The 22,631-nt window shown below is 48.8% G+C and carries 18 protein-coding genes and 1 other annotated feature; of the genes, 6 read left to right on the top strand and 12 right to left on the bottom strand.

What is annotated here, in order from left to right; all coding sequences use genetic code 11:
• Positions 1 to 24: 24 nt before the first annotated feature.
• Together AC0YN3_RS02060 and AC0YN3_RS02055 are read right to left on the bottom strand one after the other, a co-directional pair.
• Entirely contained in the window at positions 25 to 2,040 is a 2,016-nt protein-coding gene (locus AC0YN3_RS02060) for a helicase-associated domain-containing protein (protein ID WP_475773484.1), read from the bottom strand.
• Entirely contained in the window at positions 2,037 to 3,740 is a 1,704-nt protein-coding gene (locus AC0YN3_RS02055; protein WP_475773483.1) for a DNA repair helicase XPB, read from the bottom strand. The genes AC0YN3_RS02060 and AC0YN3_RS02055 overlap by 4 nt, the downstream gene beginning before the upstream one ends.
• A gap of 168 nt (positions 3,741 to 3,908) precedes the next feature.
• On the opposite strand from AC0YN3_RS02055, the gene AC0YN3_RS02050 reads away from it, so the two are divergent.
• The gene (locus AC0YN3_RS02050) at positions 3,909 to 4,757 is read left to right on the top strand and encodes a thermonuclease family protein (protein ID WP_475773482.1); all 849 of its coding nucleotides are present in this window, start codon (positions 3,909 to 3,911) and stop codon (positions 4,755 to 4,757) included.
• 172 nt (positions 4,758 to 4,929) lie between these two features.
• Here AC0YN3_RS02050 and AC0YN3_RS02045 read toward each other — a convergent pair whose 3' ends face one another.
• On the bottom strand, positions 4,930 to 6,126 hold the full coding sequence (locus AC0YN3_RS02045) for a M20 family metallopeptidase (RefSeq protein WP_475773481.1): 1,197 nt from the start codon (positions 6,124 to 6,126) through the stop codon (positions 4,930 to 4,932).
• Between the two features lie 341 nt (positions 6,127 to 6,467).
• Here AC0YN3_RS02045 and AC0YN3_RS02040 point away from each other — a divergent pair, with 341 nt between their 5' ends.
• Both AC0YN3_RS02040 and ftsW read left to right on the top strand, forming a co-directional pair.
• Positions 6,468 to 6,812, top strand: coding sequence for a YugN family protein (locus tag AC0YN3_RS02040; protein WP_183561949.1), 345 nt, complete (start codon positions 6,468 to 6,470; stop codon positions 6,810 to 6,812).
• 10 nt (positions 6,813 to 6,822) lie between these two features.
• Positions 6,823 to 8,022 (top strand): putative lipid II flippase FtsW, encoded by a 1,200-nt coding sequence (gene ftsW / locus AC0YN3_RS02035; RefSeq protein ID WP_475773480.1) that lies wholly within the window; start codon positions 6,823 to 6,825, stop codon positions 8,020 to 8,022.
• Between the two features lie 36 nt (positions 8,023 to 8,058).
• On the opposite strand, the gene AC0YN3_RS02030 is transcribed toward ftsW, so the two are convergent.
• On the bottom strand, positions 8,059 to 8,442 hold the full coding sequence (locus AC0YN3_RS02030) for an Asp23/Gls24 family envelope stress response protein (protein ID WP_475773479.1): 384 nt from the start codon (positions 8,440 to 8,442) through the stop codon (positions 8,059 to 8,061).
• A 205-nt stretch (positions 8,443 to 8,647) separates the two neighbouring features.
• Between AC0YN3_RS02030 and cax the strand changes: the two genes are divergently transcribed.
• The gene (gene cax / locus AC0YN3_RS02025) at positions 8,648 to 9,706 is read left to right on the top strand and encodes a calcium/proton exchanger (protein ID WP_475773478.1); all 1,059 of its coding nucleotides are present in this window, start codon (positions 8,648 to 8,650) and stop codon (positions 9,704 to 9,706) included.
• Positions 9,707 to 9,756: 50 nt separating this feature from the next.
• Here cax and AC0YN3_RS02020 read toward each other — a convergent pair whose 3' ends face one another.
• The 5 genes from AC0YN3_RS02020 to AC0YN3_RS02000 form a co-directional block, all read right to left on the bottom strand.
• Positions 9,757 to 10,044: an Fpa/YlaN family protein gene (locus AC0YN3_RS02020; protein ID WP_475773477.1), complete on the bottom strand. Its 288-nt coding sequence runs from the start codon at positions 10,042 to 10,044 to the stop codon at positions 9,757 to 9,759.
• A 138-nt stretch (positions 10,045 to 10,182) separates the two neighbouring features.
• On the bottom strand, positions 10,183 to 10,425 hold the full coding sequence (locus tag AC0YN3_RS02015) for an HPr family phosphocarrier protein (RefSeq protein ID WP_183561958.1): 243 nt from the start codon (positions 10,423 to 10,425) through the stop codon (positions 10,183 to 10,185).
• Positions 10,426 to 10,563: 138 nt separating this feature from the next.
• Positions 10,564 to 11,679, bottom strand: coding sequence for an aminopeptidase (locus AC0YN3_RS02010; protein ID WP_475773476.1), 1,116 nt, complete (start codon positions 11,677 to 11,679; stop codon positions 10,564 to 10,566).
• 48 nt (positions 11,680 to 11,727) lie between these two features.
• On the bottom strand, positions 11,728 to 12,462 hold the full coding sequence (locus AC0YN3_RS02005) for a hypothetical protein (protein ID WP_475773475.1): 735 nt from the start codon (positions 12,460 to 12,462) through the stop codon (positions 11,728 to 11,730).
• 162 nt (positions 12,463 to 12,624) lie between these two features.
• On the bottom strand, positions 12,625 to 14,568 hold the full coding sequence (locus AC0YN3_RS02000; RefSeq protein ID WP_475773474.1) for a sensor domain-containing diguanylate cyclase: 1,944 nt from the start codon (positions 14,566 to 14,568) through the stop codon (positions 12,625 to 12,627).
• Between the two features lie 362 nt (positions 14,569 to 14,930).
• Between AC0YN3_RS02000 and rpsD the strand changes: the two genes are divergently transcribed.
• Entirely contained in the window at positions 14,931 to 15,533 is a 603-nt protein-coding gene (gene rpsD, locus AC0YN3_RS01995; protein WP_308994735.1) for a 30S ribosomal protein S4, read from the top strand.
• Positions 15,534 to 15,575: 42 nt separating this feature from the next.
• Here the strand turns inward: rpsD and AC0YN3_RS01990 are convergent, their stop codons facing one another.
• The 3 genes from AC0YN3_RS01990 to tyrS form a co-directional block, all read right to left on the bottom strand.
• A complete protein-coding gene (locus AC0YN3_RS01990; protein WP_475773473.1) occupies positions 15,576 to 17,105 on the bottom strand; it encodes a flotillin family protein in 1,530 nt (509 codons plus the stop codon).
• Positions 17,106 to 17,129: 24 nt separating this feature from the next.
• Positions 17,130 to 17,660, bottom strand: a complete 531-nt coding sequence (locus AC0YN3_RS01985) for an NfeD family membrane protein (protein WP_475773472.1) — start codon at positions 17,658 to 17,660, stop codon at positions 17,130 to 17,132.
• 131 nt (positions 17,661 to 17,791) lie between these two features.
• On the bottom strand, positions 17,792 to 19,045 hold the full coding sequence (gene tyrS / locus AC0YN3_RS01980; RefSeq protein ID WP_475774263.1) for a tyrosine--tRNA ligase: 1,254 nt from the start codon (positions 19,043 to 19,045) through the stop codon (positions 17,792 to 17,794).
• A gap of 57 nt (positions 19,046 to 19,102) precedes the next feature.
• Positions 19,103 to 19,396, bottom strand: a binding site (T-box leader).
• A 122-nt stretch (positions 19,397 to 19,518) separates the two neighbouring features.
• Between tyrS and AC0YN3_RS01975 the strand changes: the two genes are divergently transcribed.
• The gene (locus AC0YN3_RS01975) at positions 19,519 to 22,590 is read left to right on the top strand and encodes a transglycosylase domain-containing protein (protein WP_475773471.1); all 3,072 of its coding nucleotides are present in this window, start codon (positions 19,519 to 19,521) and stop codon (positions 22,588 to 22,590) included.
• Positions 22,591 to 22,631 lie beyond the last annotated feature (41 nt).

Genomic DNA, 22,631 nt, shown 5'->3' with positions numbered 1-22,631 from the left:
AACCTCTTAACCAATAGATAGGAATTATATTGGGTTTTCCTGACCGGGAATAAGCAGCCTCATTTCTCCCCACATGTCCGGTGTCAGACGGATAGACTGCCTTGGTTCGTCTCTCAGCAAGCCAATGACTGCCCAACCGTTGCCCTGCTGTTCAAGCTTCTCAGGGACAAAGGCACACAGTCCTCGGTCCATGCGCAGTTGGATCGGCGTTTGCCATTGCAGCGCCTGTTCAATGAGCTCCCTTCTAGTAGAGTGATGATATGCGCGCAGCTGTTTCGTCCACATGGCGGGGACTCGGTCCAGCTGTGACCAAGCATGCAGCGACTCTTTCTCCATATGAGCGTTAAGCTCAAAATGATGAAGCGGATACGGCTCATATATAAATAACGGTGCTTCATCGTATCGTTCTCCTGCTAAAGAAGAGCTACCATCCGGCTCAAGCTCATGCTCCAGCTCTTCCATAAAAGCAGGGTAAGCTTGCATTCCCTCTTCTTGATCCTTCTCGGACATCAATGCTTTGCGCGCCGGGTAACCCGCCTTCTGAAGCAAACGCCTGAGCTCGCTCGTTTGTGATCGCTCCACGATGAAATCCGTTAATCCAAGCTTTTGCTTTAGGAATGGAGCCAATTGCCTATCATTTGAAAGGATAGCCGCAACCTGCTCGTCCTCGCATCGAAGCAGCAAAACCTCGGCGAAACCGGTACGGCCTGCTCTGCTAGACCAGGTTTCCAGCAATGCTTCAACGGTAGGAGGAAGTTTTTCGCCGCCTGAAGCTGCTTCAAGAAAACGTTGCATGGACGCGCGCGTCCTGCCTCGCTCTACTGCTCGCGCAATGGATGCGGCTTCAAGCCGGTAAACCGCTGCCTGCTCCTCCGATTTTTTTTCGGCGATGAGTTCAAGCTCCCACCTGACCGTGAATAAGCATTCTGGGTCAGCTATGATTTCACCGCTCGGCAGTACGGACAAGTAAGCTCCTTCTAAAGTTTGCTCCAATTGGGGAAATCGCAAAGGTGCTTCTTCCTTCCAGCGGAAAAACAGTTCGGTGCCGTTCGCTCTCCGGCTTTCCACAACGTCAAGCCACCCCATGCTCTGCCATAGCTTGCACCATTCTTCCGACGCTGGCGCAAACTCGCTGCCTGCAAGCCATCTGTCCAAGCTTAAATTCGAGTACCATATCCCTGGCTGCAAATCCAGCATGGCTGCCGCGCAATTAGCGCTTCCACCTCCTGCAGGGAGAAGCAGCTCCATGCACCAATTTAGGAGCTGCCCTTCGCGAGATGTCCTGCTCAGCCCAAGCCATTGCCCAAGCTTAGCCGTATTCCAATTCATGCTGCCGCTTTCGATCGATAACAATCCCAACTCGGCACCTACCTGCAGAATGAAGGCAACAGGAAGCGGATAAGCATCCGGATGTGCCCGTTTCAGCTGAAAAGCTGCAAGAACGCGTTCTTCGATTGATACGGTCTGCTCCAGCTTAGCCACTGTCTTCTTCGGCAGCACGCCATGTGCTGTTAGTCCTAAACCGCTCCTGCCAAGCTCAGCGAAAGCACTAAGAAGCTGCCTGCTGAATGGCCGTTGATAAGGATTCATGCTTCCGTTAGCTAATCGCTCCTTGTCCTCGGTGTTAAGCGGATCAGGCTTATAAGGAAATAAAACCGACTGCCAGACACTGAAACATTCTGCCGCCATGAAATAGTGGCTCTCACCCCATACTTTCTTAACGGACAACAGGATGCCCGCTTCCTCAAGCTCGCTAATGCCCAGCTGGCATTCCGCACCGGATAACGAGGTGCCTGCGCGCAGCGTTTTGACGAGCTGCTCCCGTTCGACGGGAACGGCTGCAAATTGGCGGACAAATAGCTTGATGACAGCTAACCCGTAATCTGTCAGCTTTTCAGATGCTTCTTGAATGGCTTCATGACTAACCGCTGCTTTCTGCCATCCGATGCCCTTATGCCTAGCTTCGGTCCACGCCGGCGTTTGAAGATATCCTTCCAGCCGATCAGGGGAGAGCTTGGATAATAGCTGCTTCATCCTCATTGGGCGGCTGCCTCCTCATGCGCATCTTTTCTTTCCGGATAGAGCAGTCTTTCGTAGGGATAGCCCTGCTCCAGCATAAACAGCTGCCGTTTCATGGCGAATTCCATCTCTTTCGTCTCGTCTGTTACAAGCGTGAAAAACCATGCTTTATTTATTGGCGCTTTTGGACGAAGCAGCCTTCCGATCCTTTGTGCTTCCTCCTGCCTTGAGCCAAAACTTCCCGAAAGCTGAATAGCAACGGAAGCATCGGGCAAATCCACGGCAAAGTTAGCGATCTTAGACACGATAAGCACCGAAAGCTCCCCCGCCCTGAATCGGTCGTAGAGCAGTTGGCGCTCCTGTTGCGGGACTTCGCCGGTAAGCAAAGGAACACCCAGCTTCGCTGATAACGCATGAAGCTGAGTCAAGTATTGCCCAATGATAAGGGTAGGTTTACCCGCATGCTCCTTGAGCAGCTGCTCAACAATCGGAAATTTAGCCGGATTCTCGGCCGCAAGACGCAGCTTGGGCCTCGCGCTTGCTTGTCCATATGCTGCCGCGGATTTCCTGTGCAAAGGCACCCTTATTTCCGTACATGTCACTGCAGCGATGTGAGACGCTGCTTCAGCCGTTTTCCATTGCATATCATATTGTTTGGGCCCAATAAGAGAATAAACATCCTCCGCGCAACCGTCCTCGCGGACAAGCGTTGCGGTCAGCCCAAGCCTCCTGGTCGCTTGAATATCCGCTGTCATGCGAAACACGGGTGCCGGAAGCAGATGTACTTCGTCATAAATAATGAGCCCCCAATCGCGTTCGGTGAACAGCTTCATATGGGTAAAGGGCATTTCCTTTGATTTGCGGTGCGTCAATATTTGATAAGTGGCAATGGTAACCGGCCGAACCTGTTTCAATGTTCCTCCATATTGACCTACCTCAGCATCCTGCAAGGACGTTTTGTCCAGCAGCTCGTCCTTCCACTGTTTCACCGAAGTCGAATTGGAAGTAAGAATGAGCGTCGCTCTCCCTAAGCGGGCCAGAGCTGCAATTCCAACTATCGTTTTGCCAGCCCCGCAGGGAAGAACAATTACCCCGCTCCCGCCCTGAACGGTCCCTTCTTTGTAGAACTGTTCTACGGCAGCCTGCTGGTAGTCCCTTATATCAAACCGCCTATCCCCAAGCGTGCGCTCCCTTAGCTGAACCACGAGCTGCTCACCGGCATGATAACCTGCCAAATCAATGACCGGGTACCCAAGGCGCGTCAGCTCCTGCTTCAGCGTTCCCCGGCAATGCTCAACTAGCAGCCACCGGCCATCAGTCAAATGCTCCTTAACAAGCGGCACGATAGAGTTATGCTGGGACAGCTCATCCATAATCGCCATATCGCCTTGCAGCACGAGCTTGCCAGAATCGTTAGACAACCAAAGCTTGCCGTACCTGCCCATCAGCCGCCGAATCAATGATTCCGCTTGATAAGGCACCCCGTATCTGCCGTAAGCCACGAGAATACTTACGATGCCCTCGGCTTCCATTCCGGCAGACGCTGCATTCCAAAGCGTTAATGGGGTCATTTGATACGTATGAATATCGCCAGACCTGCGAACAGCATCCGTAAAAAGAACGAGCTTTTCTCTGGCTTTTTGGGCATCGGGTTTCCGCTCATCGAGCAGCACCATGAGATCCGATTGGACAATTAACGGCTTACCGTTAGATTCCTGCATCCTAACCTTCCTCCTCTGAACATAGCTCTCCTCATTCTAGTATGCAAAAATTAACACTTTTTTATGCCCGTTTCGCTGCCCCGTGAGCGCTATATTATACGGCGAAATGTGTTATAGTAAATAAGAAGTTCTTATATTGACCGCAAATTGGGCTGGAGGTAAACATCTATGAAAAGAATTATAATCATTCTCCTCATGCTCATTTGCATGCCGCTAGCCGGCTGTTCGGCCATTTCCGACATTTCCTCGAATGCTGTTCAAGTGAATCATTGGTATCAAGTAACTGACTATATAGATGGTGATACCTTCAAGATCCAAGCAGGCTCCGAAGAAACGACGATTCGATTGCTGTATGTGGATACACCGGAAACACATACGCCGAACAACGAGCCTGAAGATTTTGGCCTTGAGGCTTCAGCGTTTACGAAGGAGCTCCTATCCGAATCGCAGGAGGTTAAGCTAAGCTTCGACAAAGAGCAGCAGGACCGCTTCGAACGCACGCTTGCAGTTGTTGAGCTAAAGGACGGCCGCATTCTAAATGAACTGTTGCTGGAAAGCGGGCTCGCAAAGGTCCTCATCGTTGAACCTAATGTCAAGATGGAAAACGCATACAAACAGCTGGAACAGCAAGCCAAGCAAAACAAGAAGGGAATTTGGAGCAGCTCATCCGAGATCGCACATACAGAATTCCCTGTCAAAAAGGCAGCAAGAACCGGAGTCATTGTCGAGGTGGACAAACAAGCCGAACTTGTTACCATAACCAATACAACCAGCGATAATATCCAAATGAACGGATGGAAGCTCGTCAGTGTGCGCGGCAACCAAACATATCCCTTCGGTGATTATTTACTAGAAGCGAAACAGACCGTTGTCATTACCTCTGCTGACGTTTCAAGCCCATCCGAATACGACCTGCTTCAGTGGGGAGCCACAAACATATGGAACAATAAGCAATCCGATCCTGCGGAGCTGTACAATCAATACAACGAGCTCGTATCCGTATGGGAGGATAATTAGCTTCTTAGCATAACCAACAAGGTGAAACGGTTGTCGCCATCCTCTGTGGCAAAAGCAGTCGTTTCGCGTAGATATATAAGCACATTTAGATGTGAAAACATATAAATGCTTATATGTACAAAAAGGCTGCCGAATGGTGTGTGATCACGCCTCCGGCAGCCTTTTTATTTGATTAAACCTTCATATCCTTACTGTTTGCGTAGTCCTCGGCCAAACCGATCAGCAATCTAGCTGCACGCTTCATTGCCCTCTCGTCGATATCGAACTTTGGATGGTGATGGGCATAAGTAGCGCCGCAGCTCTCGTTGCCCGCCCCTACGAACATAAAGCATCCCGGTATTTTCTCAAGGTAATAGGAGAAATCCTCCGCAACCGTGATCGCCTCGGAACGAACGACCGCCGCTTCGCCAAACAACCGCTCTCCTACCTTGAAGAAGCGCTCAGCCTCCCCGTCGTCATTGACAACAGGCGGGTACCCTATTCGCATATGATACTCATATTCCGCGCCATGCATTTGGCAGACATGCGTAACGAGCGATTCAAGCCGGTCATGAATCATCCATCTTGTCTTCTCATCGAAGGACCGAACCGTTCCTTTGAGCTTGCAGCGCTCCGCAATGACATTGTTCGTCGAGCCCGCTTGAAAGGAACCGATAGTCACGACGGCCGGATGAAGTGGATTAACGTTACGGCTGACGATCGATTGTACCGCTTGAACAAGGCTTGACCCAATCAGAATGGCGTCTACAGCTTGATGGGGCAGGCCGCCATGACCGCCTTGTCCGATAATATCGATAACGAACTCATCGGCAGCAGCCATAAAAGGACCCGGCTTGGACGCAATTAAGCCATGTGCAAGCGGCGTCCACAGATGAACGCCATAAATCACATCTGCGCCGTCCAGCGCGCCATCCTCGATCATTGGTTTTGCACCGCCAGGCGTTACCTCTTCGGCTGGCTGGAACAGCAGCCTGCGCTCCCCGATAATATTGGAACGATTAGACGCAAAATAAGTCGCGATGGCCAGCATCGTGGCGGTATGCGCGTCATGACCGCACGCATGCATCACGTTTGGCACCTTTGAAGCATATTCGCACTTCTTCTCGTCTTGTATCGGCAGCGCATCGATATCAGCCCGCAACGCGATAACCGGTCCTGGCTTGTCGCCCTTTATGACTGCAATAAGGCCATGGCCGCCAACACCTGTCCGCACCTCGATGCCAAGCTCTTTCATTTGGCTGGCTATCCAGCTTGAAGTTACTCGCTCATGAAAAGAAAGCTCTGGGTATTGATGCAAATGCCTGCGCCATTTGATCATATTAGGCAACAGCTTCTCTAACTCTAGATCTACGATATCCTCTGTCTGCAAATCGCAAACCCCCTTACCATTTTTGAAACGGCATTGCTGCCTTGCTTCTGCCCTATTACGTCACTTTCCTCGAAGGATCGTGCTTCCAAGCGTAAGATATCCATACATCTAGTTTACCAGAAGAACGGCGTTATTAGGAAGCATGAGCGCTTCCGAATCACTAGGAATGTTACTTTTCTTCAAAATGTCACGTTTGGCAAGCCGAAGCGGAGGGAGTAAGGGTTGCGCTTGCTGGGGAAACATACTATCATGAGAAAAGAATGTACAACTCTGTCTTTTGAATTGGAAGCATATGCTTGCAAAGTCAGTTTTGCTTCACAAAACCTTTGGGAGGAACTACCATGATTATTGAAAATACCGGCTTAAACGGTGTTAAAAGCGAACTTGACCACTTAGACGAATCCGCTGAAAAGGTGGGCTTTGTACGTTGGCAGTGGGAATATTATCGCGCTACATACGACTTGAAACTAGAGGATCGCGCTAGCGGTTCCGATTATTACTTGAGAATTACTACTCGCGCAATCGAAGGCAAGCTTGAATCGCCCCATGCCGTGTTGATTATTGAATCCGTCTACATCGGCCGCTCTACGTTCCCGCATGGTCTTGAATATGAGTCTCCGGTGCCTCAGCCGATCATGAATACGGCAACTCAACGACTTCAGCAATTGAAGCAACTGCTAGCGTAACGGCGGGCACATGAAAGCCACGCAGAACGGTAGCCGTGGAAGACCGGACTTTCTGCTTCTCATTTTAACCCTACTGCTCGTTGGCTTCGGGCTTGTCATGGTGTTCAGCGCAAGCTCCGGCGTAGCAAAAGTATCCTATGATGATTCACTGTACTTTATTAAGCGCCAGTTCATATGGGCTGGCCTCGGTACATTCATGATGCTTTTCATGATGAATCTGCGTTATCAGGTCTATAAGAAATCGTTTATGCTGTTGTTTATTCCCGTCATCATTTTGCTGATGATCGTTCCTTTTAGTCAATCCGTTAATGGCGCGCGCAGCTGGTTCAACATCGGTTCAGTCGGTATTCAACCGACTGAGGCCGCTAAGCTCGCGCTCATTCTGTATTTGGGCGCATTGATCTCCAAGAAGGATGAAAAGTTCCGCGATTTCAAAAAAGGACTTTTGCCAGTCATCGTCATTGTCGGTTTCATATGCCTGCTCATTATGCTGCAGCCGGACCTAGGCTCTTGCCTAGTGATCGCTTCATGTGCCGGCATTATGATATTGGCGGGCGGCGCAAACTTAAAGCATATCTTCTTAACAGGCACGGTGGTAGCCATAATAGGAGCCGTTATCGTCAGCATCTGGATGGCAATAAAACCTCAAAGCTGGCAGTACAGGATCGATCGCTTCACAGCCTATACCGACCCGCTTGCCGATCCGTTAGGCTCGGGATGGCAAATGCTTGCATCGCTGCAAGCGCTTGGACATGGCGGCATAACCGGTGCAGGCTTCGGCGAAAGCGTCCAGAAGCTGCATTATTTAAAGTATGCATACAACGATTTCATCTTTTCCATTATCGGCGAAGAATTCGGCTTTATTGGGAGCACATTGTTTCTGCTATTCTATTTATTGTTTTTGTGGCGTGGCCTTATCGTCGCGTTGCGCTGCCCCGACCAGTATGGCACGATCGTCGGCGTCGGAATTGTCGGCCTATTCGCAATCCAAGCCTTTATTAATATTGGCGGCGTTACGAAAGCCATACCCATGACGGGCGTCACGCTTCCATTCATAAGCTACGGCGGCTCATCGCTGCTTATTTGCCTCATGAGCATGGGCGTATTGCTAAGCGTATCCAGGGAATCGAACAAGGCAGAGAATAAAAGCACGAGTACGGGCAATACCCGTCGAACGCAATCCACAACAAAAAGGACCTCTTCGTTATAGAGGTCCTTTTTGTTGTGGATTGCACGTACAACAGGGCTATCTCAGGCGCTGCTGCTGCACTTCATCGATCTCTTCCTCTTTGAAGGCCACGCCTTCTACTTTCACATTCACTTCTACCACATGCAGTCCTGTCATATTCTCAACCGATTCGCGTACGTTCAGCTGAAGCTGACGACAAACCTCTTGAATGGGAATTCCATAATGGACAATAATACGAAGATCGATAGCTGCCTCTGTCGTACCTACCTCGACAGATACGCCCTTCTGCACGTTTTTGCCGCTCAAGCGTTTAGCGAGCCCTTCGGAAATGCCGCCCGACATAGCCGCTATGCCCGGTGTTTCAAGTGCTGCGAGTCCAGCTATCGTTGCTACTACATCATCAGAAATTCGGATAAGACCTGTTTGAAGTTCTTCGGTCATGTGACTCACTCCTCATTTTGCCATATAGGCTTATTATAGCAGACGGACAATATCACAGCAAAGCCGAGTCATAAAAAGCTTTTGTTAAACGGCTCTTCGTCCGGTCGTCGTTTCAAAAGGCGAGCAAAATGGTAAAGTTTACATGAATGATCATTTCCGCTATAGTATGATCAGGTTTCCAGCATATCAAAAAGAGGTGTTCGCGTTGAATCAAAAATTGTTTTTTTCCGGGCTAATTACGATGTTCCTGCTGAGCGCGATTGGTCATTTTGTCCATTTCAACAACACGGCGCAGTTCATCATTTCTGCAATTGCCATTATCTTCGTGGCAGGCTTTCTGGGGAAAGCTACGGAGAGTGTCGCTCATTATGCGGGCCAGAGGCTTGGCGGGTTTTTGAATGCCACCTTCGGCAACGCTGCCGAGCTCATCATCGCCATATTTCTAATAAAGGAACAGCAATTCGCTATGGTAAAAGCCAGCTTGACCGGCGCGATTATCGGCAACCTCTTGCTCGTTCTGGGACTTAGCATATTGCTTGGCGGGTTGAAATACAAGGAGCAGCGCTTCAACAGCCGTCTTGCGGACCATAATTCCACGCTTATGATTATGGCGGTCATCGGTCTTTTTGTACCTGCCGTATTCGTCGTGTCGGAAAAGTTCACCTTCGATAAGGATCAGTTCTTAAGCCTAGCTGTAGCAGGCATACTCATCGTATCTTATATTCTGTGGCTCGTATTCTCTATGGTTACGCACAAGGATATGCTTGCAGACGAGGTTATGAACGCGGATCATGGCGAGCAGCCGGCTTGGTCCAAAGGGAAGTCTATAATGTTCCTCCTCCTAGCAACGGTTATGGTCGCTTTTGTGAGTGAATGGCTCGTACATACGCTCGATGCGTTCAGCGCGCAATTTGGGCTGTCTGAGCTGTTTATAGGGGCATTTGTCATTGCTATCGTCGGTAATGCTGCGGAGCATAGCGCAGCTGTTATCTTAGCCATGAAAAACAAGATCGGGGCTGCCGTGGAAATTGCCATTGGGAGCAGCTTGCAGATCGCGTTGTTTGTTGCTCCGGTGCTCATCCTTATAAGCGCATTGTTCGGCAACACCATGGATATCGTCTTTACGCCTATTGAATTAACCGCTATCGGCGTATCGGTATTCATTGCCAAATCCGTCTCGCGCGACGGCCAGACGAACTGGTATGAAGGCGTGCTGCTCATCATGGTTTACATCATACTCGGCATCGCCTTTTACCTCGTATAACCAAACGTTCGAAAGATTAGAATAAAAAAAGAGTAGCATCCGCTAGGATGCTACTCTTTTTTTTCCAATGCTTCGTATAACATGGCCAAATTCCGCTCCAGCCTGTTTACGATTTCTTTGCCGGCCAGCTCTGCAATAAGCCCGGCACGAACAGCAAAGTCGACCTCTCGCGAGAATCCATACATTTGCGTATCTAGCACTTCTTCGTACAGCGGGCATTGACGTGTAGTCAAATTTTCCATCTGGACTTCGATTAGCTTTTCTATTTTACTCGCATCTTCCTGAAGGAGACGAAGCGCTTTCTCATGCAATTGTACCGTAATTTCCGGTGAAGACATCGTTTTCCCCCCTATGCGCGTATCCGCCGTCTTCTATACCCTTTATATTAGACGAAAAAGAGGGATTATACAAGGTTAAAACAGAAAAGCGCCCCTTCAATAGTGAAGGGGCGCTTATTCAATAACTTAATAATCCTACTAATCCGTGATTACGTTCACGTTTAGGTTATGCTTGGCAAATACGTTAGCCATTGCTGTCTTTGCTTCTTCGGCATCGGGACCGTGTACATGCAATTCGTATGCGTGGCCGCCTACTAATGTTGTGAATAATCCGAGGATGCTTTTTACATCGATATATTTGCTCTCGGCCTGCAGAACGATGGATGAAGTGAATTGGCTAGCCGTTTGGGAAATTTCTACGATAGCTGCGTTGTTGGACATGGGAGATCCCTCCAGTTAAATTAGTAAAGCTTACCTTTGACACCATGATAACCCGAAAAGAAGTATCCAGCAAGAGGTAAAATGAAAAACGCTTTATTTTCCATTTATTACATAGGAAACCGATGACAGAACCGCTGTTTATTTTAAATTTTCCGCATTTAATCCTAAAAGCTCGGGAACTACGAATATTCCGTCCTTGCGAATAAGAACATCATCGAAATAAATTTCCCCACCCCCATATTCTGGGCGTTGAATAAGGACGAGATCCCAGTGGACAGCAGAGCGATTCCCGTTGTCTGTCTCTTCATAGGCTTGTCCCGGCGTAAAATGCAGACTGCCTGCAATTTTCTCGTCGAACAAAATGTCGTTCATCGGGTGCAAGATGTGCGGATTAAAACCGATTGCAAATTCCCCAATGAATCTCGCGCCCTCATCCATGTCTAGAATCTCGTTCAGACGTACAGAATCATTGCTTTCTGCTTTTACGATTTTCCCGTCTTCAAACGTGAAGGAAATATTTTGAAACGTCACGCCGGAATACACGCTTGGCGCGTTATATGTAATCCGGCCTTGTACCGAATCGCGTACCGGTGCCGAGAAGACCTCTCCGTCGGGAATATTGCGGTGGCCTGAGCATTTTTTGGCGCCGATCCCTTTGATAGAGAAGCTGAGGTCCGTGCCTGGCGATACGATTCTAACACGGTCCGTTTTGTCCATTAATGCTTTAAGCGGATCCATTGCCTTGTCCATATTGGCATAGTCCAAATTGCAAACGTCAAAATAAAAATCTTCAAACGCTTCCGTACTCATATTGGCAAGCTGAGCCATCGACGGATTGGGATAACGCAATACCACCCATTTCGTTTTTTTGACCCGCTGCTCCGAATGCACGGGATTGCGATAAATTTGATCATATAGGCGCATATTGGCATCGGGAATATCGGCAAGTTCATTTGCATTATCTCCGGCGCGTACCGCGATATAGCCCTGCATATTTTTCATCCGCTCAACGTCCAGCTTGGACCACAGCTCCATTTGCTCCTTCGTGGCATGCTTTAGCAAAGTGCGGAGAACGGAACGGTCACTCGTCTCAACAAACGGCCTGCCGCCCCGCGCCGCCACTTCTTCGATTAAACATTTAGTAAGCTCCCGGTCCGTACCGATCATATCCAGCAGGACATTCTCTCCTGGTTGAACATCGATGGAATATTCGACTAAATTCCGAGCAAGCTTTTGCAATCTAGGATCGCGCATTTGGCATTACCTCTCCTTCATACTCTCCTCTGAATCCTTTGTCCAGAGTTAATCCATCGTAACATGTTTTCGTTTATGCTGAACAGTATCGCTCGAATCCCCGTTAAATGATTGAAAACGAACGGTCGTATGGCGGGATTCTGAGAAAGGGTTGCCCTTATGCTTGTAACGGAAGACTGTCTCCTCCTCCATCTTAAGCGGCAGCAGCCGATCCCTGTCTATGACCAGCTCATATTCCGTGGACGCCTCCAGCGTGGCAAGCATAGCCTCCAGCTCCGCGCGAGAGCTGCTCAGCGCCTTCGACCATTCCTGAGAATAGGGCAATTCCTTGGCTGGCCGATTCGCGCCAAGCTGATCCAGCTGCTGCAGCAGCCGCTGCTGCCATCTTTCTTTGGACAGATGCGTGGATTCCTTAATGACGAGCTTCACCATATCGGGATCAGTATTGTCCTCCGCTATCCGTACCTCCTCATTGCTTTGATTCAGCGCCTCCAGCACCTGTACCGGATTCCAATGAAGCGGATCTGTACTGCTCGTCTGCAGCGTTAGCTGTTGGTGATCCACTACCTTTCCATCGAATATTTCGGGTTTGAACGCGACTCCCTCGTCCGTCTTGATGCTCATCGAGCCTGTAAATGCGTATTGGTCGGTAGCTGCCAGTCCAGAGTAGGATAAAGACAGCCACTCCTCAGGCGTTCTCTGCTTGCCTGTACTGCCGCAGCCCGTCATGGCGCTTACGCTTAACAAGAATAATAAAGCCGCTCCTACAGCCTGCTTCTGCATCCACTAACACCTCCCGCTCCAGCTATTCGGTAATATCCTCCCGCTCCAGCTATTCGGTAATATCCTCCCTTTTCGTCAGGCTCCTTATTCCTAATTGGGCAAAAAGAAAGAGGATGCCATCTTCGGCATCCTCCACTCGATTGAACTTTAAAGCGTGCTTCGTTAGCTTTGTCCTACGAAAATACAGTTGCGGCCGTTATGCTTCGCTTCGTAAAGCGCCATATCCGCACGGTAAAACAATGATTCGACGCTGATTTTCTCGTCCTCGAACGTCCATTCCGACACCCCGCAGGATACGGTTACGACGGGATCCGTTTCTTGCTCGACATGCTGCCTGATCCGTTCAGCGATACGGTACGCCTGCTCCGATCTTATGCCCGGCAAATAAACCGCAAGCTCCTCTCCGCCCCAACGCGCTGCGATGTCGCCTTGCCTTATCGAGCTTCTAATTATATCGCTAACCTGGATTAGGATTCGATCTCCGACTTGATGCCCGTAAGTATCATTGACTCGCTTGAACAAATCGATGTCCACCAGAATCAACGACCCAAAGGGATCCTTCCGCTGCTTATTCTGAATTTGTTCATTGAGGTAATGCCGCGCATGAAGACCTGTTAAATTGTCGGTAATCACCATCCTGCGTACTTCGGCATGCAAGGAAGCGTTCGTGACAGCAAGTCCGATGTGCGTGCTCATTACTTGAAGTAGCTTATAGTTGTCGTAAGAGAAGAAATTTGGTGCCTTATGCGTCACCAGGATGACGCCTACGACCTCGCCATCAACCATTATCGGCGATGCAATTAGCGACCTTGAGCCCGTATTGTCCATGAGCTTGGAGGTGACGACGCGCGTATGCCAATAATCGGATATGATCAAGGGCTCCTTCGTTCGGTATACCATGCCGCAAAATCCGTAATCAGGAGAAAACTGCTCGCTCGTAAGTGCCGGGAAATTGCTCGACATAACGATAAACTGATTTTTATCTTTGTTCAGCTGCAGCACGCAGCAATAATCCGCATCGAATATGGTCAAAAGCTCGCTAGTCGCAAATTGAAATATTTCTTTCAGTCTTAACGACTGATTTAAACGCTTCGTTAGCTCGTTGATGAGCCGAAGCTCATTGATGAGCAAATTTGACTGCTCGTACAACTTGGCGTTCTCGAAGGCTGATCCGGAAGTATCCGCCAGCAGCAAAAATGCAGGTAGGTCCGCCTCATCCCATAGGCCGGGACCGATCGACATGCACAATACGCCATAGGCTGCCTGCTTGCCGGTCATGGGCACGGCAAGCCGCAACGTGCCGTCACGGTCATGCTCCGTGACTGATTTGCCATTCAGGAAAGCTTTCGCAACCAGATCATGTTCTGCATTTTTGAAGACGAGCGGCTTAACACGAGCATCGCCATTCAAGTGGTCCTGCGACAAGTACAAATGCACCTCGGAGTTTGGGTACAGCTGCTCCAAGCTTCGCAGCAGCTCCGAGAGCACGGATGCCACATCGATTTGATCGTAAAGGCGCTTCGCTGCCTGAAACAAAGCATCTCTTCTTTTGGCATCCTGCTCCAAACGCTGCTGCTGAAGAAGCAAATCTTTCACGTAGATTTGCTCAAACTTATGGTAAAAACAACTGCGGAAATGCAAACCGCACTGATGCAGCAGCTCAAGCTTCTCCTTTATGTCATCCGATGAAAGGTAAGCAAGAACACAAAAAACAGCGCCATCCTTACGCCTAGTTAAAGGCATTGCCGCCACATACCCAACCTCAGATTCATTCGTTGTTACATTTCCTGTACCGACTGCGTCCCGTATAATGGAAGCGAGAGTGCCCTCCGCCGTTTCGGTTAGCTCCGTCGATTGCTTGCCAGAGCCGGCAACGATTGTTCCCTCTTTATTGAAAAGAAGAAATTGTCCCACTCCGAACAATGCCTGTCCAGCAGCTTCAACCAGCCACTGCGCAAAGCTTTCCCTGAACAAGGGGGCCAATAAAGGCTCGTCCGCATCGCTTATATCTTCATGCATAAACCAGACTGGTTGTATTTCCGCAGACGTATCTTCAATTGCTGATATATTGCGATATGCAAAATTGCTATTTATTTGATCAACCATGCAGCCCCAACCCTTCCATCAGTCAACCAAGGTGATGAGCTTCCCATATTCGCTTCATAATACAACCATCATACTCCATTCTTGAGAAATTTGCACTACAAAGAGTTTGAAACATAGGACTTTTGGTATGCTTTTTACAACATTAAAATTCATGTGCGAACCTTGACAACGCCTATATATTTCATATATTATTTATTGATGAATAGATGGGCGTACGGTTTTGTGTCACCCTCATGAAATACGTTCACTGTAGGCCAGCGGCTGACTAGCCTCACAGGGACGAGCATGCTCGGACGATGAACGTATTCGGCGAAACACAACCCCATTCACAAATTTATTTGATGAAGGAGTTAATATTACGTATGTCACGTTATACAGGACCTAAATTTAAACTAAGCCGTCGCCTTGGAATCTCTTTGAGCGGCACAGGTAAAGAACTTGCAAAACGCGCATTTCCACCAGGTCAACACGGCCCTAACCAACGCAAAAAAATGAGCGGTTATGGCGTTCAATTGCAAGAGAAACAAAAGCTTCGTCACATGTACGGCTTGAACGAAAAACAATTCCGCAACTTGTTTGACAAAGCGGCAAAAATGAAAGGTAAAGCCGGTGAAAACTTCATGGGCCTCCTTGAAAGCCGTCTTGACAACCTCGTTTACCGTCTTGGCCTTTCCAACTCCCGCGCAGGAGCTCGTCAGTTGGTTTCCCACGGTCACGTAACAGTAAACGGCAAGAAAGTGGATATCGCTTCTTATAGCGTTTCGCTCGGCGATGTAATTGGCTTGCGTGAGCGCAGCCGCAGCCTTAGAACAATTAAAGAAGCTATGGAAGGCCGTCATCACCTTCCGAACTACTTGGAGTTCAACGATCAAGCATTGGAAGGTAAATTCCTTCGTCTGCCTGACCGCGGTGAGCTTTCCCAAGATATCGACGAGAAACAAATCGTCGAATTCTACAGCCGTTAATAAACAAAAAAACCTTGAACCTACCGGTTCAAGGTTTTTTTTCTAAATCGACTGATCTGGCAGCTTCGAAGCTATCTGGGCCGGCGCAATATCTGCAGGCCAACTTGGGCTTGCTGGTGATTGAACGGCTTTCGAGGTTAAGCCTTTTATTAAAGCATTTACATCAATGCCGGATACGCTTTTCAGCATTTCTGGCGCCGTTGCCATTAATGAAGTCACGTAATTGCTAAGCCTTGCCGCACCTTCACCGTTTCCGGTGTCGACTACGGTCAGCTTATCGATATTGCTAATTGGCTCCGCAACCTTGCCTGCAAGCTCAGGCAGCATTTTTACGATAATATCAAGCACGGCAGCCTCTCCGAACTTCTCGAAGGCTTCTGCCAGCTTCTCCTTCGCCTCCGCCTCCGCTAAACCGCGTAGACGTATAACGTCGGCTTCTGCCGTTCCTTTGGCTCTCTCCGCTTCCGCAACCGCCAAGCCGTCCAACCGCTTCTGAGCTGCATGAGCCTTTGCTTCGGCTTCAATTCGGTATTGAACCGCATCGGCTTCACGTAACAGCTTTGCTTTATTCGCCTCTGCTGCTTGCTCTACTGCGTATCTGTCTGCATCCGCTTTTTTCTTAACCTCAGCATCGTACTGTTTCTCGCGGCGTAAAATTTCTTTGCCTTCCAAGTCGATCTCCCGTTCTTTTCGAACGAGCTCTACTTTCATTTGCTCCTCTACGACGCTTTGCTTTGCGCGGGCTTCTTGGATCGCATATGCCTGATCCGCCTCAGCCTTCGCAGTGTCCTGATCCCTTTTAAAGGAAGCGACCTTCATCTCTTTCTCTTTTTCTGCTTCCGCAATATTGGTATCGCGCACGAGTTCAGCCTTCTGTCCGGCTTCGGCAGCGAGTGCTTTCTGAATTCTTGCATCCCTGACCGCTTCGGCTTCCGCAATTTCGGCATCACGCTTGACTGCAGCAATTCTCGGTTTGCCTAACGCATCTAAGTACCCATGCTTATCCCGCAAATCTTTAATCGTGAAGGAGACGATTTGCAGTCCCATTTTCTTTAAATCCTTAGCTGCAACGCCTTGTACTTCTTGCGCGAACTTATCGCGGTTGCGATAAACCTCTTCAACTGTCATCGAACCTAGAATGGCACGCAAATGTCCTTCTAGAACCTCCTGCGCCTCGCCTTTGAGAGCTTCGGTCGGTTTACCAAGGAACTGCTCCGCCGCAGTTGCGACATCTTCGACCGCACCGCCGATTTTTATAATGGCTACGCCGTCAGCCATTACCGGTACGCCTTGCTCCGTGTAAACCTCTGGAGTCGATACGTCAAGCTTATGAGACAAAAGAGACAAAAATTCAGCCTTTTGAAATATGGGCAGTATGAAGGCGCCGCCGCCACGGATGATTTTCACTTTCCGGCCCGACTCATCCGTGCTCGCATTGCGCGACCCAAGAAACGAACCGGTTACGAGCATGGCCTCATCCGGGCTTACCGTCTTGTACCGAGCCCAGAACGCAAGACCTAAGACAACAAGTACTCCAACTACAATAACAGGTATAATGTAAACTTCCGGCATAGAATCTCCCCTTTGCTTTTTGAATTATGGCAAATGAATTTCGGATACAAAAAGAGTGCTGTCCTTTACTTCCACAACAACAATCCTGGAACCGCCTGCAATATCTACGCCATCAAAACTCGCAGCGGTTTGATTCGTGAAGCCTGCGCCTACCTTGACGAGAACCTCTCCGTAGCCGTTCGCAGGAATCGGAACCAATACTTCCCCAAGCATGCCAGACATTCCAGCTCGTGAAAACGCAATCGAATTTTCACTTTGTTCCATCGGCTTAATGTAAAGAAAAAACATCCCCATTCCTACGATAATTGCAATAAGTATGGCAACCGTTACGATTGCTGCCGAGCCAAGTCCGGTATACCGCTGAAGCATAAGGCCGGCACCGCCGAAAACCGTAATGCTCCCAACAAGCGCAGTTGGCGACAGCCATGAATGACCGTCCAGCGACAAGAAATCGAGCGCACCGTCAAAAGCCTGACCGAGCCAATCCCCAAATACAACGCTCACGAGTGCATAAAGAATTCCTCCGATAAGACAGGACAAAAATAGCGTCTCCAACTTCCCCCCCCTCCCCCATCATCCAAAACCTGTTAATGCTTCCGTTATTTATTACGCGAAAAATACCAAAATGTTTCCAAAAAAATAAAGCTTGTTGAATTTTATCAATTCAATGAGCTTTATTAGAACGATTATAACAACATAATTTTCATGAATTTACGCTTTCCTACTTGGAGCACATCTCCATCCTTCGGCGTTACATCCGTTAAGATATCCGTCACTTTTTCTTCGTTTATCCGGACGGCTCCTTGCTGTACGCTTCGCCTTGCTTCACTGCTTGTAGGCTGCAGCCCAAGTACAGTTAACAGCTTTATGATACGAATTTGACCGTTAGTCAGCTCGTCTCTCGAAAGTGATGCTTCTTCAATCTCTTCAGGCAGAGCTCGCTGCTGAAAGACCGTAATAAAGTGGTTTTCTGCTGCTTTCGCGGCTGCCTCACCGTGATACATGCTTACAAAGGTTGCAGCAAGCCGCATTTTCAAATCGCGAGGATGCAAAGTCCCGTCAGCCAAGCCATTCTTTAATGACTCAATATCGCCATTCGATAAATCAGTAGCAAGCTCATAGTATTTAAACATGAGCTCATCCGGAATAGACATCGATTTCCCGTAGATTTGATTAGGCTCCTCGTCGATACCGATGTAGTTGCCTAAGCTTTTGCTCATTTTGTTAACGCCGTCTAGCCCCTCTATCAATGGAGTCGTAATCACAACCTGCGTCGGTTTGTTGTATTCCTTCTGCAGTGTTCTGCCCATCAACAGATTAAAGGTCTGATCCGTTCCTCCCAGCTCCACATCGGATTCAAGCGCAACCGAATCGTAGCCCTGCATAAGCGGGTAAAAAAATTCATGGATGCTGATCGGTTGCCCGGTCGTGTAACGTTTCGTGAAATCATCGCGTTCCATCACACGAGCAACCGTTACTTTCGCAGCCAAATTCACCACATCTGCAAAGTTTAAAGGCGAGAGCCATTCCGAATTGTAATAAAGCTTCGTTTTTTCCGGATCCAAAATTTTGTAGATTTGCTTTTGGTACGTTTCCGCGTTGCGCTTAACATCCTCCTCGCTAAGCTGCTTCCGTGTCTCAGACTTGCCGGTTGGGTCTCCGATTCTTCCTGTGAAATCTCCGATCAACAGCTGGATCTGATGTCCGAATTCCTGAAACTGCCGCAGCTTGTGAAGCACAACCGTATGTCCGATATGAATATCCGGCGCGGAAGGATCAAGGCCCAGCTTCACTTTCAAAGGCGTCCCTGTAGCGACTGCATTCGCTATTTTATTCCTCAACTCGTCTACCGGTACGATCTCGACGACCCCGCGACCAATTACGGCAAGCTGTCGTTCCACCTCTTCTTGCTGGTCCTGCGATAAATTTTCCCACTTCACCATACAACTTTTCCTCCCTCGTATGCGTCTATATAGACATAAAAAATCCTTCCAGCCCCAAGGGACGAGAAGGATTAGCTCGCGGTACCACCCTCGTTAGAGTACAAATTATTCATAACGATGTACTCTCACTTCGTTGTTGATAACGGAGACGGTCTCCGAAGCGAACTACTGCGGCCGGGCAATTGCGTTTAAGATCCCTAGGAGATCTATACGCTGCTTGTCACCGGTTCCGGTTCCTTCGCTTTGCTCCAGGCGGTAATTCAACATGCGGCGCATACCGGTTTACACCACCCACCGGCTCTCTGCAAATACGGTTCGCTGTCTACTCATGCCCTTCAAAGCTTTGTTGGTATCAAACTTTATTAGAATTTATACCACAGCAACATCGGGAAGTCAATGTTGTTAAAAAATGCGTTACTTTGGCGATTTATGTTATAATAGGTGTGCTATTTGGAGGAGGAGTCAAAAGAATGCAAGAGGATCGTCAACAAACGCCAACCAAAAGAAGCGGATGGCGTACTTTCGGAATCGTAACTTTTATAACAGTCAAATGGATCGTATATTTCGGAATATTCATTGGTTTGCTCGCGGGAGGCGCATTGACCGGGTATGTTGCAGCACTCGTGAAAAATGAAGAAGTACGCCCTCGTACTGTTATTGAAGAAAAGGTGAGTGAAAACGCAATTACCGGATTCGTCTACTTCAATGATGAATCACTTGTCGGACAATTAAGAACGTCTGAGGACCGGATGATTATTACATACGATGATTTGCCGCCGCAGGTAATCAATGCCGTACTCGGTATTGAAGACAATAATTTCGAGAAGCACAAAGGCGTAGACATCAACGGACTTGGACGCGCAGTGAAACAGAAGCTCCTCAACGAGGATACGCAGACAGGCGGGAGCACGCTAACCCAGCAGCTTGCACGCCGCGTATTCCTAAGCCTGGACAAAACGGACAGCCGCAAAATCAAAGAAATCTTTTTGGCATTGCGCATGGAGCGTTACTTGACGAAGAAAGAAATATTGGCGGCTTACCTCAACAAGGTGCCGTTCGGCAACGGTTCGACTGGTTACAACCTATTCGGGATAAAAGCTGCCGCCAAAGGCATATTCAATATTTCGGATTTAAACAAATTGAATATCGCGCAATCTGCTTACTTGGCCGGCCTACCGCAAAGGCCTTCTGCTTATACTGCTTTTACAGGGAAAGGCCAATTCAATCAAGGTGGCTTTGAACTTGCCTTGGGACGGCAAAAGACGGTTTTGATGCGTATGTTCGAAACCGGTCGCATTACCCAGCAGGAATACGACGAAGCGCTTAAGTTCGACATTAAGAAAACGCTAGCCGAGCCGTCAGAGAAGGCTTATACGACTTACCCTTACCTTATGCTCGAAGCTGAGCGGCAAGCTGCCGAAACGATGCTCATGCAGCAAGATCCTACTTTAACGAAAGCGGACTTGCGCAAAAAAGAAAACGCACCGCTCATCGAGGAAGCGCGCGATCATCTGCTGCGCGGCGGGTACCATGTCTATACAACGATTGACAAAGAGATTTATCAGCTCATGCGCGAAATAGGCACGAATGACGAGAACTTCACGCCTTATAGCGAAGAGAAAGGATTGGAGCAGATCGCTGCTGTCATGCTGGACCATAAAACCGGCGCGATAGTCGGCATGCTCGAAGGCCGTGACTTCTACGAGGAGCAGTTGAATTACGCGACTCAAATGACCAGACAGCCTGGATCTACCATGAAAACGTTGGCTGCATACCTGCCAGCCATCGAGATGGGAATCATCCAGCCAGCAAGCATCATTGACGATGCGCCATTGGTCCTTAAGGATGGTCAGAAAGGCTTCCATATTCCTATGAACGTTAACCGCAAGTTCGCCGGTCTCGTCACTGCGCGCGACGCGCTGAACCGTTCATTGAATTTGCCGGCGCTGAAGATTTTCAACGAGGAAGTTAAAATCGAAAATGCATGGGCATTTGTCAAAAAACTCGGAATCACCACTTTGCAGCCAGAGGATTCCTACGCACAGACAGGCGTAATTGGAGGGCTAAGCATCGGGGTATCCGTCGAAGAACTTACGAACGCTTACGGTTCTATTCCCAACAAAGGCGTATTCAACGATTCTTATATGATTTCTCGAATTACGGATGCCAACGGCAAAATCGTATACGAACATAAACAAGAGCCGAAACGTGTATTCTCGGAGCAAAGCGCGTTTTTGATGACCGACATGCTCTCGACCGTTATTTCAAGCAAAAGCGGCTCCGCTAACAAATTGAAATCGCAGTTCAAGAAGTATGGCGAAATTCCAATCGCGGGTAAAACCGGATCGACGCAAAGCTACGGAGACGTATGGTTCATGGGCTTCTCTCCTGACATCACTTTAGGGGTGTGGGCCGGCTACGAGGAGCAAGTCAACTCTCTGACCGAGAATGGAAAGGCTCGTGCCCGCTCCATTTGGGCGTTAATCATGAATGAAATGGCAGAAAAAAAGCCAGAGGTTTTCGTAACTGACAAGTTCGAGCGTCCGACAGGTATCGTCAAAGCAACGGTATCGAGTGCAAGCGGCTTGCTCCCTAGCCAATTGACCAAGGAAGCCGGGATGCTGGTAACCGATTGGTTCAATAAGAAGGATATACCGAAGAAAACCGATGATGCATTGGTGAAAATGGCATATATTACGTACGAAGGCGTTAATTATGTACCTAATCCAGCCACGCCAAGCGAGTTTGTGAAAGAACAAATCGTAATTAAACGTAAAAAACCGCTTGATGCCCTGATGGATGAAATCAGAGCCGCACAAGCCAAATTGCCTGCAAAGAGCCGAAGGCCGATGGAAGTCTATTTACCTGCTGATGCAGAGAATAACGCGCCTTCTAAGCCAGATCCACGGGTCGATGACGGTGCGGCTCCATCTCCGCCTTCTAGTGTCAAGCTGCAATCGTCAGATGGAGCACTTATCCTGACATTCAGCGAAAGCAGCTCGAAGGATGTCGTTGGCTACCGCGTTTACAAATCGGTTAACCAAGGTGCTTACCAGAAGGAAGGTAGCTCAATTATTGCAGGCTCCGAGAAGCGTATGAAGCTTTACGCTTCAAGCTCGCAAAGCTATACCTTCTATGTCACTTCCGTTGACGTGGCAGGCAAGGAATCAGCACCTAGTCCGCTAGTTAATTATGGCACCACAGTCGTAACCCCACCTCCCGTTGGCGGAGACACTGGCGGGGAAACGCCTCCCGTGAACGATCCGGATGCCATTGCGGCTCCATCGGTTCCGACGGGACTCCAGGCTGTGAAATCCGACCTAAGCGTCAGCTTAAGCTGGGCAGCTAACAGTGTTTCGGATCAAATAACGCAATACCATGTGTACTATAGTCCAAATAGCGACAGTAAGTATACAAGAATCGGCTCTACGTCAGAAACAAGCTTTGAGTACGTCGCACCGCTAGTTACTGGTTCCTTCTTCGTCACTGCAGAGAACGCAAAAGGCGAGTCCGGACCATCAAGCTATCAAAATGTGAAATAGAAAACAGCAGCCACTTGTTGGCTGCTGTTTTTCTATCTATT

This window comes from Paenibacillus sp. J22R232 (assembly GCF_056269165.1).
This window is presented reverse-complemented; position numbering and strand designations above follow the sequence as displayed.